Source organism: Candidatus Sororendozoicomonas aggregata (genome assembly GCF_031528575.1).
GTDB lineage: Bacteria > Pseudomonadota > Gammaproteobacteria > Pseudomonadales > Endozoicomonadaceae > Endonucleibacter > Endonucleibacter aggregata.
On the sequence record NZ_JAVLSP010000010.1, the window covers coordinates 22,072 to 37,101 of the forward strand.

Genomic DNA, 15,030 nt, shown 5'->3' on the forward strand with positions numbered 1-15,030 from the left:
GTTGTAGGTAATGTTTTGATTTTGAAATGGCTTGATGGTGGGTGTTGGTACAAATCACTTTTTTCTTTAGTGATATTGTTTGGGGGAATCGGTGCATGTCTCTTTTCTTATAATAGTTATGCGGCGGGTAAAAAAGTCACTTGTTTTATAACGGATGATGGATTTGCTTATTGCAAGGACGGGGATTGCAGCAATGTTATAGCCTTATCAAAAAATGCGAAAACCCCTTTAAAAAAGCCCATTCAAGCCATGCCTTTTTCCGTCAGGTATCCTTGTGTTGATGCGGCTTCGTTTCAAAGTGATATTGACTTTCAATTAGTTTTTGTAGAAAACTCAGCGATTACTCACATTGAGGAATTTGAAAAAATCAATGTAATTAAAATTTTTCTTGCTGATTTAGGTTGTGGTTACAAACATTATTATGCATTTGAGTGGCGGGGGAAGTGTGTTGTGCTCCCCCCGAAGTTCTCTGAAGGCAATCAATCCTTCTTGCGGTATGATCGGCATAATGAGAAGGGGGCTAAAGCACCCTATCACGTTTTTGGACTTTTATTTAATAAAAGCCTGTACGGAATGGTCATGTTCACTGACCGGTGTATCGTCACAGGGGCTATTGATGTTAGAAAAGTTAAAAAAAAATGGGGTGATCAGAAACGCGTTGATGTCGTTCATGTGATACCAGCCAATAAAGAGAGGCAGGTGGACTTCAGGCAAAGGTGGAATGTGGATGGTTCACTGGCTCCTATACCGGGTCTGGATAAATTAGTGGCAGAAAACAGCCATCAACTGTTTAAACCTGTTATCGATGTCAAGCCTGAGTACTCCCTGGGCAGTGATTTTAAATACGACTGGGTTTTACCCTTGGGAGACCAGAGCCCCGAGGACAGTACGGTTTTTTTGTATGATTCAGACAAGGTCGCCGTTAATGAAGGGTCTGTGTTTTCTCTATTCGGTTTTGGTACCTGGAATGGGGCCGGTACAACAGGGTACGATCCTGAGATAACAACACGTATTTTAACCTGTGGTAAATTTTCAGGGATTGTTAAAACCGGTGAAAGTTATTTTTTGCAAGGTTCAGGAAGCGCCGACTTCCGAAGCAGACATTTTGTTTTCAAGGAAGAGGGTGAGATAACGCAGGAGGCTTCCGTGAAAAAAAATATTGACATTAACATAACCCCTGAACCGCCTGCGTTTGTTGAAGACGTTAAAGACAAAGAGGTGTTGAAAGAGGATCCATTTAAAGGTGTCCTCACCAAAAGCCTCGAAGAAAAATACACGTTGGTGAAAGAAATTGGTAAGGGGTCAGAAGCAAAAATATACAGTGCTCGTCTCCGGGGAGACGACAGCAAACAATTCGCGATAAGAGTAAAAACCACAGCGAATCCAGAGGATGTCATGGGCAAGGTGGGAGACCATTTGACACTCCTGCGCCGAGAATCTTTGGTTATAGAAAAGCTAATAGAAAGTGGTGGTCATGAAAATGTTGTGAAGTTTCATCATGTTGAACTGGATACCTCTACTTTAAAACTGTGTATTGTTATGGATTTTTATAACAAGGGGTTGGCCGAATACAGGAAAGAGAAGGGAGGTAAGTTCTCATGCGAGGTGCGGAAAAACATTATTAGAGACGTCTGTAAAGGTCTGAATTTTTTGCATGAACGCCAAATAATACACAGGGATATTAAAGAAGAAAATATTATGATGTCTAATGATGGGCAGTACGTTATTACTGATTTTGGCTTCTCTCATCGATTAAGTGATGTTTATGATCACAAGGAGCTGGATGGTTTTTACAGGGGAACGCCTGCTGCTTTTCCAGTTGAGCCTGATATTGTTGAGGAGTGTTATAATAAGGATCTTATGAGTATTCTGGAGAAAAAAATTGTGAATGGTTTTTCATACCGAGATGATGCTCATGCGCTCTGGGGTCTTTTAGTTAAACTTGGAACCGGGAGGTATCCGTCTGAGATTAGTTGTAAGAAAGCAAGGGAAGATCGTTTTTTTGTGAATTGGAAAATGGAGTTACACCCATATACTAAAAATAAAAATACTCTTTTGCTTCTTAAGCAGATTTTATTGGGGAAATGGATTCTAAGTAATAATGGTGTGTTTTCGTTAGAGCTTGATGGTATACAAAATAGAATAGAAAACCTCTGTAGTACCTTAGATATGAAAGTAAATAGTAAGGAGTTGGACTTTATGGCTCAAATTGTTTCAATAAGAGAGTCAGGGATGGATCAATACCTGATGCAAAAACTGCTTTCTACCAGTTTTTTACAGGATTAACGTTCTTTTTACCTTGGAGTTGTTATGACTAGTCGTACAAAATATGCCTGCTTTTTTTTATTATTTCTTTGTCAGCTTGGTTATTCGCAAGTGTTTTGGAAAGTGACTATTAGTCCTGAAACTACTGTATATGCCGCTCTCAAAATTGATGACATTGACATTCAAGGTAAAAATAAAGGCGGGAGGAAAAACGGGCTTAGTTTTTACATGCCTAAGAATGAAACGTTTTCAAGTTTATTATTAATGTCGCTGAATGAAGAAGGTATAAACGATAAACTGGGTATCATAAGCTTTCTGGCACAGCTCAGTGGTATGGATTCTGCCGGGGGCTATACAAACATGAGAGTTTCCGAATTGATATCTGAATCTGGGTCAAAATCAGAGTCAGAATTTGAATTAAAAGAAAAAAATTATTCAGTCAAACTAAAAGATCCGGAAAATAAGGGTAAAATAGAGTTGTTTTCCAGTGAGATTTCTAACGCTAAAAACCCACTTATTTTTTCGGAGGATTTTTTTTACTTATTGCATGAAAAAGCAACTGTTTTCCGTAAAAAAAGCAGCGCTATCTTGGGGGATGATGGAGCAATCAGTGTCAGCGTGAATCTTCTTGAGGGCTTGAGTCTTGCGCAAAGTGAAGCTGAAGTGGCCGACACAACGTTGAAAGTATTTTCTCCGTTTTTGACAATCAATCAATGGCTCAGTAACAAAGAGGACGGTAAAAGTGTTGACGGCGTTGATCACTTTGCTGAGGTTAAGGTATGTGATTTTGAGGGTTTGACGGAAGTCTGGTGTGATAGTTTTAACTATTATGACGATGGTAAGGAGAGAACCCTGACTATTCCATTGGGAGCACCTGGGATTCTTACTTTTACAAAGATAGACGATGAGGAATACAATGCATTCCTTGAAGGTTTTGTAACGAACAACAAAAAATCAAAGACTTTCTCACCAAAAAGCAAAAACGTGACGCCTGGAGGGTCTAAACATCGCAGAACCCCGTCAGTACTAGACCATAAGTCAGGTCAGTTCATACCCGTGGGACGAGAGCCGTTTCGCCATCCTCCCGGTATAGACGGACGTACAGGTATCTACTACTACCCACCCGCCGATACAGGAGAGCAGCTTCGCTACCGTATGGAGCGGTACTACCATATGGAAGGCCCTGGACTCGATGCCTATGCTGCAGGACCCGTTAATTATCCCTACGCCTATCAACATCCAGGTTCTTTCTCTCGCGGTGCTGTAACCGGCGGTGCTGTAACCGGCAATGTTCGTGGTTCTTCAACAGGTAATCGTGCTTCTTTTCGTCCTTTAAGGGAGCCTACTAAACAAAACCCAGAAGATTATTCAACAATGGCAGATCCTTCAAAAGTGGTAGATCCTCAAGTTTTGAATACGGTTGAGGAAGATGTTTATAAGGGAGGAGGGGTTTCCGAATCTCTTATTGCAGATATAAAAAGATTAAGACAAACCGACAGTGCTGCCCCTAAAGAAGATACTATTTTAGAGGGAGATGAAAGCGAAAGCGAAGGCGCCACTTTCTGATAGATTTATCAATGTTGACAGGTGGGGTGCTGCCCTCTTGATCTACATTGTGGTGCAAGCTCGCTCCTGCAGGGGCGAGTCCAGGAGCCTGCCGGGCTTAAGCTTTCGAGCATGAAATTCAGTAGAGCGAGTCAGATTTTCCGATGGATTTGCGCGAATAGTTAACCTATTTAAGCACATTCATCGGAAAATATGGCCGCGCTTTCTGGATTTCAGGCCGAAATTGTCTTAAGTCCGACAGGCTCCTAGCCACTTCAAGGCTATGTTAGTGTTCTCTGATTCTCAATGGACTGCTTTACCACTTCCAATGTCGCGCCGCCTGCCGATAAGCGGCAGTCCCTGGTGCTGTTAAGCGCTAATACCCACACAGTCGTCATTCCCATCTACCAGAAAATGGACTCCCGCCTTCGCGGGAGTGACCAAAGTGATGGTTGTATGTCTATTAACGCTTGTTCGCACTGGTATTGGAAGCTCACGCCTTTAAAGGAGAGTCGTTCACTTTGGTGCCGGTCAACACTATAGCAACTGCGCGTCACAACCGATATAATGCCCCAACAATTTTTCATCGGCGATTTTCCAATGACAGGACAGCCGCTGCGATGCATCGTCTAGAATAATGTGGTAAGCATTGAAGCGGTTACATAGTTGTCTGATAGTTGTCTGATAGTTGTCTGAAAGAAGGTTGTAGGCCGCGATTCAAACAAGGGCGGCCCATCTCTGTGTCTGGCGTATTTATGGCCTTCCCGCAAGACTCTCAATCACTGTCTTATAACTGCGAAGATCGCCGGGCGACATTCTCTTTTCTTTTTTGGCCTCCAATTGATTGATTAGGCGAAAGGTATGATAAAAATCAAACAGGGTCTGGATCTCCCGATCTCAGGATCGCCGGATCAGACCATTACGGACGGCAGAACCTTGCGTTCTGTCGCTGTAATCGGGTCTGACTATGTGGGCATGAAACCCACAATGGCCGTGGCTGTGGGTGATCGAGTTAAAAAAGGGCAGTTGCTTTTCACGGACAAAAAAACACCTGGAGTTCGCTTCACGGCGCCCGCTGCTGGTGTCGTTTCAGCCATTCATCGTGGTGAAAAGCGTGTACTGCAGTCTATTGTTATAGATGTTGATGGTCATGAGGAAGAAACTTTTGCTTCCTTCCCGGCTGAAGCGTTGTCTGACCTGACGGCGGAACAGGTAGAGGAAAACCTGAATAACGCAGGGTTGTGGACGGCCCTGCGGACCCGGCCTTTCAGCAAGGTGCCTGCTTTAGGCTCTCGACCTAATTCCATCTTTGTGACCGCCATTGATACTCACCCGCTGGCGGCGAATCCTGAAGTTATCATTGCTGAGCATACTGAAGCGTTTGAGCGGGGGGTTAATTTACTGGGCAAGCTGTGTGGCGGGAAAATATTTTTGTGTAAAGCGCCCGGTGCCTGCATTCCTGCCGGTATTGCCAATGCGGAAGAGTTTGCCGGCCCTCACCCGGCGGGGCTGCCAAGCACTCATATTCATCACCTTGATCCGGTTTCTGCCACTAAAACCGTGTGGCAGATGGGTTATCAGGATGTGATTGCCGTGGGTAAGTTGTTTACCACTGGCACGTTGTTTACTGATCGTGTTGTTTCGTTGGCAGGCCCACAGGTTGAAAAACCGCGGCTGGTGCGAACCCGTGTGGGTGCCAACCTTGAAGAGTTGACCGCAGGTGAACTGGAAAGCGGTAAAAACCGTATTATTAGCGGATCTGTTCTTGGTGGTCGCAAAGCGGAGGGGCCTTTTGCGTTTCTTGGTCGTTACCATGGACAGGTGTCTGTGTTGAAAGAAGGCACTGAGCGTTCATTTATACACTGGCTGAACCCGACCATGGATCGCCATTCAACACTGAATTTGCTGTTCTCCCGTTTTAACCCGCGTCGTTTGTTTGATTTCACCACGACCACAAACGGCAGTGAACGGGCCATGGTTCCTGTAGGGAACTACGAGCGCGTGATGCCGTTGGATATCCTGCCTACCCAGTTGTTGCGTGCCATCTTGGTAGGTGATACGGAGACAGCCCAGCGACTGGGCGTACTGGAGCTGGAAGAGGAGGATCTTGCTCTGTGCAGTTACGTCTGTGCAGGTAAGTACGAATATGGTCCTGTCCTGCGCGAGAATCTGACACGCATTGAGGTCGAGGGGTAAGGCATGGCGCTGCGAAAATTACTGGATTCAATGGAACCCCACTTTATCAAAGGTGGCAAGTACGACAAATATTATGCCTTGTATGAGGCGGTAGATACATTATTCTATAGCCCACCGAATGTGACCAACAACACCAGTCATGTGCGTGACGCGATTGACATGAAGCGGGTGATGGGGCTGGTGTGGCTCTGTACTTTTCCGGCCATGTTCTTTGGTATGTGGAATGTGGGTTATCAGGCAAACACCGCCATTGCCGCGGGTATGTCTGTGGCAGACGACTGGCATGGTGCCCTGATTGCCATGCTGACAAGCAATGATCCGTCGAGCGTCATTGATAACCTGATCTATGGCGCGGTGTATTTTATTCCCATCTATGCGACCACATTTATTGTGGGTGGTTTCTGGGAAGTGCTGTTTGCGGTGATCCGTCGCCACGAGGTCAACGAAGGTTTCTTTGTGACGTCGGTGCTTTTTGCCCTGATTTTGCCGCCAAGTATTCCATTATGGCAGGTTGCTCTCGGTATTTCCTTCGGGGTGGTGATTGGTAAAGAAGTGTTCGGTGGTACGGGTAAGAACTTCCTGAACCCTGCCCTGGCTGGCCGGGCCTTCCTGTTCTTTGCCTACCCGGCTCAACTCTCCGGTGACCTGGTATGGACAGCCGCCGATGGTTTCTCCGGTGCCACCGCGCTGAGCCTGGCGCAGCAGGGGGGTATTGATAGCCTGGTCAACCATAACATTACCTGGTGGCAGGCCTTCCTCGGCACCATGCAAGGCTCCATTGGTGAAACCTCTACCCTGGCTATCTTTATCGGAGGGGCAGTCCTGCTGCTCAGTCGGGTGGCATCCTGGCGCATTGTTGCCGGCACCTTGCTAGGTATGATTGCCCTGTCAACCCTCTTTAATATGATTGGCTCTGACACTAATCCCATGTTCAATATGCCCTGGTACTGGCATCTGGTGCTGGGTAGTTTTGCCTTTGGCCTGATCTTTATGACCACAGACCCGGTATCCGCTGCCATGACCAATACAGGTCGCTGGTTCTACGGTATTTTGATTGGTGTCATGGTCATATTGATTCGTGTGGTTAACCCCGCGTTCCCGGAAGGTATGATGCTGGCTATTTTGTTTGCAAACCTGTTTGCCCCGCTGATTGACCACTTTGTGGTGGAAGCAAATGTGAAACGTCGGGAGGCGCGTTCTAATGGCTAAGTCGAATAAGTCGAATGACACGATTGGCAGAACGTTATTTGTTACTATTCTGTTGTCGCTGGTATGTTCCATCATGGTTTCCTCTGCGGCGGTTTTTCTGAAACCCAAGCAGAAGCTGAATGAATCAGTCAACCTGCAGCGTAGCATTCTGGCGATCTCTGGTCTGGCACCGGATGCCAAGAGTTTGAGTGTGGACGATGTCAGCAGGTTGTTCAGCCAGATCACGCCGAAACTGGTGGATCTTGAAACCGGCAGGTTTGTTGATGCTACGCCAGCTGCCGTTGATGCGTACGACCAGCGTCTGGCCGCGAAAGACCCGAAAGCCTCCCATGCCCTGAGCAGCGCTGAAGATATTGCATCAATCAAGCGTCAGGCCAATATCGCCAAGGTATATCTGATTGAGAAGCAGGACCAGCTGCAAACCCTGATTCTTCCGGTACACGGTTATGGACTATGGTCTACGCTGTATGGCTTTTTAGCGCTTGACGGCGATCTGGAAACGGTTGCCGGCCTGGGTTTCTATGAGCATGCTGAAACACCCGGACTCGGTGGCGAAGTAGATAATCCTGTCTGGAAGGCCAAGTGGCCTGGCAAGGAAGTGTACGACGCTAATGGTGATGTCAAGCTCAGCGTCATCAAAGGGATCGCAGACAACAGCAGCCCCTCTGCCAAGTATCAGGTAGATGGCCTGGCGGGTGCCACACTGACCAGTAACGGTGTTTCCAACCTTATTCACTTCTGGATGGGTAAAAATGGATTTGCCTCGTTCATTAATAACCTGAAAGCGGGGAGCGCATAATGTCCGAGAAAACGAAAGACATCCTGCTACAGCCAGTGGTCAACAACAACCCCATCACGCTACAGATTCTTGGTATCTGTTCAGCGCTGGCGGTGACGACCAGTATGCAGGTATCGCTGGTGATGGCACTGGCGGTAATGGGCGTAACGGCCTGTTCTAACTTTGCTGTATCGCTGATCCGTAACCAGATTCCGGGCAGTATTCGTATTATCTGTCAGATGACGGTTATTGCCTCGCTGGTCATCGTGGTTGACCAGTTGTTGAAAGCGTATGCTTACGACATCAGTAAACAACTGTCGGTGTTTGTGGGTTTGATTATTACCAACTGTATCGTTATGGGGCGCGCTGAAGCCTTCGCCATGAAAAACCCACCCCTGCGATCGGCACTGGACGGGCTGGGTAATGGCCTGGGCTACGGTTGTGTTTTGTTGACCGTGGCTTTCTTCCGCGAGTTGCTCGGTGCCGGTAAGTTGTTTGGTGTGGAAATTCTGCCCACCGTTAACAACGGTGGCTGGTATCAGCCTAATGGCCTGATGCTGCTGGCACCGAGTGCGTTCTTCCTGATAGGCTTGCTGATTTGGGCCGTGCGCAGCTGGAAGACCGAGCAGGTTGAAGCGCCAGAATTCAACATTGCGCCCAATACCCAGTTTAGCGAGGCCCATTAATCCATGGAACATTTAATCTCACTGTTCGTGAAAGCCGTGTTCGTGGAAAACATGGCACTGGCTTTCTTTCTGGGTATGTGCACCTTCCTGGCGGTGTCCAAACAGGTTAAAACGGCCCTGGGTCTGGGTGTGGCCGTTGTCGTTGTATTGGCGGTAACGACGCCTATTAACAATCTGATTTATCAACACATCCTTAAAGACGGTACCCTGATGCCAGGTGTTGATCTGAGCTTTCTTGGTCTGATCACTTACATCGGTGTTATCGCCGCGCTGGTACAGATTCTGGAAATGTTTCTGGATAAATATGTGCCGTCGCTGTACAACGCCCTGGGCGTCTTTCTGCCACTGATTACCGTGAACTGCGCCATCATGGGAGCGGCGTTGTTTATGGTTCAGCGCGACTATAACTTTAGTGAAAGTGTCGTCTATGGCGTAGGTGCGGGTACTGGCTGGGCACTGGCGATTGCCGCGCTGGCGGGGATTCGTGAAAAACTCAAATACAGTGATGTACCTCAGGGGCTGCGCGGGTTGGGCATTACCTTTATTACGGTTGGCCTGATGTCTCTGGGCTTTATGTCATTTTCCGGCGTACAGCTGTAACCAGTAACCGGGTCGGGTATAGCCTGATGGTTGCCCGAATACCCAATAGGACGAGATAGATTTATGACTGATTCGCAAATCATCCTCATGGGTGTGGTCATGTTCTCGGTTATCGTGCTGACGCTGGTAGCCGTGATCCTTGCCGCGCGCTCACGACTGGTGAGTATGGGGGACGTGGCCATTAACATTAATGATGACCCTGAAAAACGTGTCACTACAGCTGCCGGAGGTAAGTTGCTGACGACGCTGGCAGGCAGTGGTGTTTTCCTGCCCTCTGCCTGCGGTGGTGGCGGTACCTGTGCCCAGTGTAAGTGTAAAGTGCTCGATGGCGGGGGCGAAATGCTGCCCACAGAACGCTCTCACTTCACCAAGCGCGAAGAAAAAGAAGGGTGGCGTTTGTCCTGCCAGGTGGCCGTTAAGCAGGACATGAAAATCGAGGTGGAAGAAGAACTCTTTGGTGTTAAGAAGTGGGAATGTGACGTTGTCTCTAACGACAATGTCGCGACTTTCATTAAAGAGCTGACGCTGAGGTTGCCTGAAGGTGAGAACGTTGATTTTCGTGCGGGTGGCTACGTGCAGCTGGAAGCCCCTGCTCACGAAGTAGACTACAAAGATTTCGATATTCAGGAAGAGTATCGCGGTGACTGGGACAAGTTTAACCTGTGGCAGTTCAAGTCAAAGGTGACGGAGCCGGTGATCCGCGCTTACTCCATGGCTAACTATCCTGAAGAAAAAGGCCTTTTGAAGTTTAACATTCGTGTGGCGTCACCGCCTCCGGGTGCTGGCCCTGAAATCCCGCCAGGGCAGATGTCTTCTTTCGTCTTTAACCTCAAGCCAGGCGACAAGATGACAGTCTATGGTCCTTTTGGTGAGTTCTTCGCCAAGGAGACTGATAACGAAATGGTCTTTGTGGGCGGAGGCGCTGGTATGGCGCCGATGCGTTCCCATATTTTTGACCAGCTTAAGCGTTTGTCCTCCAAACGTAAGATCTCCTTTTGGTACGGAGCACGCTCTTTGCGCGAAGCGTTCTACGTGGATGAGTTCAACAAGCTGGCCGAAGAAAACCCGAACTTTTCCTGGCATCTGGCGCTGTCTGACCCGCAGCCAGAGGATAACTGGGAAGGCAAGACCGGCTTTATCCACCAGGTATTACTGGAAAATTACCTGAAAGATCATGCCGCGCCTGAAGACTGTGAGTTCTATATGTGTGGCCCACCGATGATGAACCAGGCAGTAATTAACATGCTGACGGATCTGGGTGTTGAGAAAGATAACATTCTACTGGACGACTTTGGTGGTTAACCCTTGAGCGTGTTTAAAAACCCCCTGACCTGACCTGGCCAGGGGGTTTTTATTGCCAGTTTGAGCAGCAAAACAGGTTAATGCTATTGTGCAACCCTGTTCAGGGCGAAAGGAAAAACACGGTTAGATGTTATCGTCTGTTTTCAAACGTGACTGCACCAAAATAGCCAGCACCACACAAACAATCAGTGTCAGCCCATAGTTCTGGCTGATACTGGCCAGCCATAAGCCAACACCAATCATCAGGTAGTATTGCAGCCCTAACCAGGCACCGGCCGTACCAACGATAGGTTGATAGTTTTTCAGTGCGACACTTAAGACGTTAGGGATCACCAGACCAAAGCCGGCCACCACCAGAACGACAGGGATAAGAAACGCCAGAGTTCCCTGCAGCGCTATAACCCCCACCGCGCCCATCGCTGAAGATAAAATACCCAGCCAAACGACTTTCCGATGGGCTGTCCCTTTAGCCACTATGCGCTTGTTGATAAGGCCCCCGATAAATGCGGCTCCTCCTAGCAGCAAGCCGGAATAACCAAAGACTTGAGTGCTCAGGCCCAGTTGTTGAAATAGAAAAGGTGCCAGGCTGTAGTAGCTGAAGAGGATGATATTAAACAGGGCAACAAGCGCGGCATGCCCCCAAAGCTGGCCGTCAGTGGCCAGTTTGGCAAGGGATTGCCACAAGGATTCCCGATGACGGGTTGCAGGGCGGGTTTCAGGCAGGCTAATGCCACTCCAGCATAACAGCGCTAGCGCTAACATACATAAAAGCCAAAGCACCGCCTGGTAGCCACTCCAGGCCGTTAGAAGACCACCGGCCAAAAAACCAATGACCGGACTGATGGCAATGGCTATCCCCATGTGGGCATAGACTTTTCCCAGGGCTGATCCGGTAAAACTGTCACGTAATACCGTCTGCGTTACAATAGACCCCACCGATGCCCCGAAAGCGGCCAATGCCCTTGCCACCATAAACAGGGCAAAGTCTTCAGCATAAACAGCCAGAAAAACCCCTGCCGCATAACAAAGCAGGCCGCCCAGCATAGCCGCGCGTCGGCTCAGCACATCACACAAACGGCCCCAGAAAACCACCCCCAGGGCAAACGCGATAAAGTAGATGGATAATGTCTGACCGCCGTCAGCGGCACTCACCGAAAAGTGGCGCGTAATGTCTGTCAATGCCGGACTGTATATGGTTTCAATAATTTGTGGAAACATTAACAGGCTAACCAGTAAGCTGAGCGATGGCTTAGCGTTTTTCATCATTTACCCCCCCCCTTGGAGCCTGTCGGACTTAAGACAATTTCGGCCTGAAATCCAGGAAGTGCGAGAAAGTGCGAGAAAGTGCGAGAAAGCGCGGCCAGAATTTCCGATCAATTTGCTTAAACAGGTCAACTATTCGCACAAATTGATCGAAAATTCTCACTCGCCCTACTGAATGTTATGCTCGAAAGCATAAGTCCGACAGGCTCCTTGGAAGCTGTTCATAATCTCTATTGGTTTTACTGTTCACAAAAGATCATCAACAACTTCTTACGATATAAACAACGCGTGATGAACAAGCTACACGGCAAAGAATCTTCTGGTTGTCCTCTGTGATCACTGGTCTGTTGACTTCCGAAGACTGATAACAGCCGCCATTCGTCCACTGGCCTGACCATCGCGACGATAGGAAAAAAATCGCTGGTCGTCAGTCACCGTACAAAAACCACCGCCGTATACCTGCGTGACGCCTGCCGTGTTCAGTGCCAGCCGTGCCAACTGGTAAAGATCGCCATGCCAGCGGTCAGCCTTTCCCGCCACAAACGCGTCGGCCATCTTTGGATTTTTTTGTACAAACGCCTCCCTTACCTCTGGCCCTAGCTCAAAACATGGCTGGCTGATGGCTGGACCTAACCAGGCCATTATCTGTGCGGGTGAGCACCGCATGGCCTTTACCGTGTTCTCCAGTACACCGGCTGCCAGCCCCTTCCAGCCAGCATGGGCAGCAGCTACGACTGTTCCTGCCGTATGACAGAACAACACCGGCAAACAGTCCGCCGTTAACACCACACAAGGTTGTTCTACTTCCGTTGATACTACGGCATCACCCTGGCGTTCCTGCCCGTCAGGTTGAGCTGTCACCACCTCAGCGCCATGGACTTGTTCAAGCCATTGAGGAGGGTGTGACCAGCCCCAGTCATCCATCAGCCGCTGCCGGTTTGTTGTTACGGAAGCCAAGGCATCCCCTGAGCGGAGCCCGAGGTTAAAGCGTGCGTAAGCACCGCTGCTGACGCCGCCAGAGCGCAGCGTGGTAAATGCCTGCACAGATGCTGGCGCGGGCCAGTCTGCCATCAGGTACTGCTCATTCGCCAGGTGTCTGTTCATGGATGGTCTCCCTGTCTTGTTGTAACGCAACCAGTAGAGCTACCATATCATCGGGCAGTGGTACCTCCCATTGCATGTGTTTTTGGGTATCGGGGTGAATCAAACCCAGTTGCCTGGCATGCAGCGCCTGGCGACGAAACCCTTGTAATTGCTCTTTTAACGTGTCGCCGCATTTTTTCGGTAAACGCAAGCTCCGCCCATACAGTGGATCGCCAATCAAAGGGAAGCGCAGGTGTGCCATATGGACGCGGATTTGATGGGTTCGCCCTGTTTCCAATTGTAGCTTGATATGGGTATGCGCCCGGTACCGCTCTATCAGGCGGTATTGCGTGGCGGCATATTTACCGCTGGCGATAACACCCATTTTCAACCGGTTAGAGGGGTGACGACCAATGGGCTTTTCGACGTTTCCGCCACGTGTCATCAGACCCTGCACAACAGCTTCATACTCCCGCTTGACCGTGCGGGCCTGCAATTGGTTCACCAGATTCGCCTGGGCCTGTAGGTTTTTTGCCACCACCATCAAGCCTGTGGTGTCTTTATCCAGCCGATGCACAATACCCGCGCGAGGGATCTTTGATAGCGCCGGCTCATGATGTAACAGCCCATTAAGCAATGTCCCTGAATAATTGCCAGCACCAGGGTGAACCACCAATCCAGCCGGTTTATTAATAACCAGAACGTGGGCATCTTCAAAGACAATGTTCAGGGGAATGGCTTCAGGTTCCCAGCGCTTGTCACTCTCGAGTTCAGCTATCAGTGTCAGCACTTGTCTGGCGCGCACTTTATCTTTGGCTCTGCCCTGTTTGCCGTCTACCCGTAAAGCCCCCGATTTGATCCAGCTTTGCACTCTGGAGCGGGAGTAGTCTGGAAAGCAGCCTGTGGCGACCTGGTCAAGGCGGCGACCTCCTTGCCTCTCTGGCACAAGGGCAGTCTGTTGAATCATTTCACCCATTGGGTAAGGAACTCATTTTGGTTTTGCGGTTGACTGTGGTTAAATTAAGGTCTGTACTCTTAAACGCTGAGTACGCCCTATGAAATAAGCGGCTGACAGTTTACCATAGCAGCAGAAAATTCCCGAATGACAAACGTTATGCCCTATTTCCACTAACCAGTGCCGGAGTACGGAAACTTTACAACGCCATGACAACACTGAAAAACCCCCTCTCCCGTGTCCTGCCATTGCTGTTTCTGGCAATGGTAATGGTTGGCTGCGCCTCAAATCCGGATAAAGACAAACTGCCGGAAAACCTCTCTGAGGCCGACATCTATCAAATGGCTAACACGGCACTTGGCAAAAGCCACTATTCGCAAGCCATTAAATTGCTACGCACGCTGGAGTCGCGCTATCCCTTTGGTGCTTTTGCCGAGCAAGCGCAGCTCGATATTATCTATGCCTATTACATGAATGCTGAGCCTGAGGCATCCCGGGCCGCCGCTGATCGTTTTATCCGGTTGCATCCACAAAATCCTAATGCGGATTATGCGTATTACTTGAAAGGGCTGGCTCTCAATACCGCGTCAGTGAGCATTTTAGAGCGATACCTGCCCCTGGATATGACCCGCCGAGACCCTGGTCAGGCAACCCAGTCCTTTAATGAATTCGCTGAATTACTGCGCCGTTACCCTGACAGCCAATACGTACCTGATGCCCGTCAACGAATGGTTGCGCTTCGTAATCGTCTGGCGGCTTATGAAGTGCATGTGGCTAATTATTATCTCAAACGCAAAGGGTTTGTCGCTGCTGTAAACCGCGGTAAATATGTTGTTGAGAATATGCAGGAAACTCCTTCTGTACCGGAAGCACTGGCGATTATGGTTGAAGGCTACCAGCATCTGGGACTGGTTGATCCTGCCAATGAAGCGCTGGAGACCCTGCGCCTGAACTACCCCAATAGCCCAGCCCTGGATAAAGACGGCAACTTTATCGGATACAAGGTGTTTTCTGATGTAGATCCATCAATTCTCAGTACACTGACTTTCGGATTACTGGGCAGTTCCAACAGCAAAGTGGCCCACGAGCCAGCCGCGCCCGCTAAGCCTGAAGATGCGCCACCACCGCCTAAATCCAGTGAATGAACT

General features: G+C 48.9%; 13 protein-coding genes. 10 read left to right on the top strand and 3 right to left on the bottom strand.

The genetic code is table 11. From position 1 onward, the window contains the following. Positions 1–15 precede the first annotated feature (15 nt). The 9 genes from V4C51_RS03445 (at position 16) to nqrF (ending at position 10,581) form a co-directional block, all read left to right on the top strand. The gene (locus V4C51_RS03445; RefSeq protein WP_330924730.1) at positions 16–2,286 is read left to right on the top strand and encodes a protein kinase family protein; all 2,271 of its coding nucleotides are present in this window, start codon (positions 16–18) and stop codon (positions 2,284–2,286) included. Between the two features lie 24 nt (positions 2,287–2,310). Next, on the top strand, positions 2,311–3,831 hold the full coding sequence (locus V4C51_RS03450) for a hypothetical protein (RefSeq protein WP_330924731.1): 1,521 nt from the start codon (positions 2,311–2,313) through the stop codon (positions 3,829–3,831). A gap of 285 nt (positions 3,832–4,116) precedes the next feature. Then, positions 4,117–4,353: a hypothetical protein gene (locus tag V4C51_RS03455; protein WP_330924732.1), complete on the top strand. Its 237-nt coding sequence runs from the start codon at positions 4,117–4,119 to the stop codon at positions 4,351–4,353. A gap of 318 nt (positions 4,354–4,671) precedes the next feature. Beyond that, positions 4,672–6,006 (top strand): Na(+)-translocating NADH-quinone reductase subunit A, encoded by a 1,335-nt coding sequence (locus V4C51_RS03460; protein ID WP_330924733.1) that lies wholly within the window; start codon positions 4,672–4,674, stop codon positions 6,004–6,006. Positions 6,007–6,009: 3 nt separating this feature from the next. Continuing rightward, on the top strand, positions 6,010–7,215 hold the full coding sequence (locus V4C51_RS03465; RefSeq protein WP_330924734.1) for an NADH:ubiquinone reductase (Na(+)-transporting) subunit B: 1,206 nt from the start codon (positions 6,010–6,012) through the stop codon (positions 7,213–7,215). Further along, positions 7,208–8,014 carry a Na(+)-translocating NADH-quinone reductase subunit C gene (locus V4C51_RS03470; RefSeq protein ID WP_330924735.1) on the top strand — a complete coding sequence of 269 codons (807 nt, stop codon included), beginning with the start codon at positions 7,208–7,210 and terminating at the stop codon, positions 8,012–8,014. Before V4C51_RS03465 ends, V4C51_RS03470 begins: the two co-directional genes overlap by 8 nt. After that, positions 8,014–8,679 (top strand): NADH:ubiquinone reductase (Na(+)-transporting) subunit D, encoded by a 666-nt coding sequence (locus V4C51_RS03475; protein WP_330924736.1) that lies wholly within the window; start codon positions 8,014–8,016, stop codon positions 8,677–8,679. The genes V4C51_RS03470 and V4C51_RS03475 overlap by 1 nt, the downstream gene beginning before the upstream one ends. A 3-nt stretch (positions 8,680–8,682) precedes the next feature. Then, positions 8,683–9,279, top strand: a complete 597-nt coding sequence (nqrE, locus tag V4C51_RS03480) for an NADH:ubiquinone reductase (Na(+)-transporting) subunit E (protein ID WP_330924737.1) — start codon at positions 8,683–8,685, stop codon at positions 9,277–9,279. A gap of 63 nt (positions 9,280–9,342) precedes the next feature. After that, positions 9,343–10,581: an NADH:ubiquinone reductase (Na(+)-transporting) subunit F gene (gene nqrF / locus V4C51_RS03485; protein WP_330924738.1), complete on the top strand. Its 1,239-nt coding sequence runs from the start codon at positions 9,343–9,345 to the stop codon at positions 10,579–10,581. Between the two features lie 123 nt (positions 10,582–10,704). Here the strand turns inward: nqrF and V4C51_RS03490 are convergent, their stop codons facing one another. The 3 genes from V4C51_RS03490 to rluD all read right to left on the bottom strand — a co-directional run bounded on the left by V4C51_RS03490 (position 10,705) and on the right by rluD (position 13,903). Next, the gene (locus V4C51_RS03490) at positions 10,705–11,847 is read right to left on the bottom strand and encodes an MFS transporter (RefSeq protein ID WP_330924739.1); all 1,143 of its coding nucleotides are present in this window, start codon (positions 11,845–11,847) and stop codon (positions 10,705–10,707) included. A 333-nt stretch (positions 11,848–12,180) separates the two neighbouring features. After that, positions 12,181–12,948 (bottom strand): peptidoglycan editing factor PgeF, encoded by a 768-nt coding sequence (pgeF, locus tag V4C51_RS03495; protein WP_330924740.1) that lies wholly within the window; start codon positions 12,946–12,948, stop codon positions 12,181–12,183. Next, a complete protein-coding gene (rluD, locus tag V4C51_RS03500; RefSeq protein ID WP_330924741.1) occupies positions 12,926–13,903 on the bottom strand; it encodes a 23S rRNA pseudouridine(1911/1915/1917) synthase RluD in 978 nt (325 codons plus the stop codon). Before rluD ends, pgeF begins: the two co-directional genes overlap by 23 nt. A gap of 188 nt (positions 13,904–14,091) precedes the next feature. On the opposite strand from rluD, the gene V4C51_RS03505 reads away from it, so the two are divergent. After that, positions 14,092–15,027, top strand: coding sequence for an outer membrane protein assembly factor BamD (locus V4C51_RS03505; RefSeq protein WP_330924742.1), 936 nt, complete (start codon positions 14,092–14,094; stop codon positions 15,025–15,027). Positions 15,028–15,030: the final 3 nt, after the last annotated feature.

What these genes read in the sequence shown, in the direction of transcription:
- V4C51_RS03460 (WP_330924733.1), top strand. Translation starts at nt 4,672, where the DNA reads ATGATAAAAATCAAACAGGGTCTGGATCTCCCGATCTCAGGATCGCCG.
- rluD (WP_330924741.1), bottom strand. Translation starts at nt 13,903, where the DNA reads ATGGGTGAAATGATTCAACAGACTGCCCTTGTGCCAGAGAGGCAAGGA.
- V4C51_RS03455 (WP_330924732.1), top strand. Translation starts at nt 4,117, where the DNA reads ATGGACTGCTTTACCACTTCCAATGTCGCGCCGCCTGCCGATAAGCGG.
- V4C51_RS03505 (WP_330924742.1), top strand. Translation starts at nt 14,092, where the DNA reads ATGACAACACTGAAAAACCCCCTCTCCCGTGTCCTGCCATTGCTGTTT.
- pgeF (WP_330924740.1), bottom strand. Translation starts at nt 12,948, where the DNA reads ATGAACAGACACCTGGCGAATGAGCAGTACCTGATGGCAGACTGGCCC.
- V4C51_RS03490 (WP_330924739.1), bottom strand. Translation starts at nt 11,847, where the DNA reads ATGATGAAAAACGCTAAGCCATCGCTCAGCTTACTGGTTAGCCTGTTA.
- V4C51_RS03450 (WP_330924731.1), top strand. Translation starts at nt 2,311, where the DNA reads ATGACTAGTCGTACAAAATATGCCTGCTTTTTTTTATTATTTCTTTGT.
- nqrF (WP_330924738.1), top strand. Translation starts at nt 9,343, where the DNA reads ATGACTGATTCGCAAATCATCCTCATGGGTGTGGTCATGTTCTCGGTT.
- V4C51_RS03470 (WP_330924735.1), top strand. Translation starts at nt 7,208, where the DNA reads ATGGCTAAGTCGAATAAGTCGAATGACACGATTGGCAGAACGTTATTT.
- V4C51_RS03465 (WP_330924734.1), top strand. Translation starts at nt 6,010, where the DNA reads ATGGCGCTGCGAAAATTACTGGATTCAATGGAACCCCACTTTATCAAA.
- nqrE (WP_330924737.1), top strand. Translation starts at nt 8,683, where the DNA reads ATGGAACATTTAATCTCACTGTTCGTGAAAGCCGTGTTCGTGGAAAAC.
- V4C51_RS03475 (WP_330924736.1), top strand. Translation starts at nt 8,014, where the DNA reads ATGTCCGAGAAAACGAAAGACATCCTGCTACAGCCAGTGGTCAACAAC.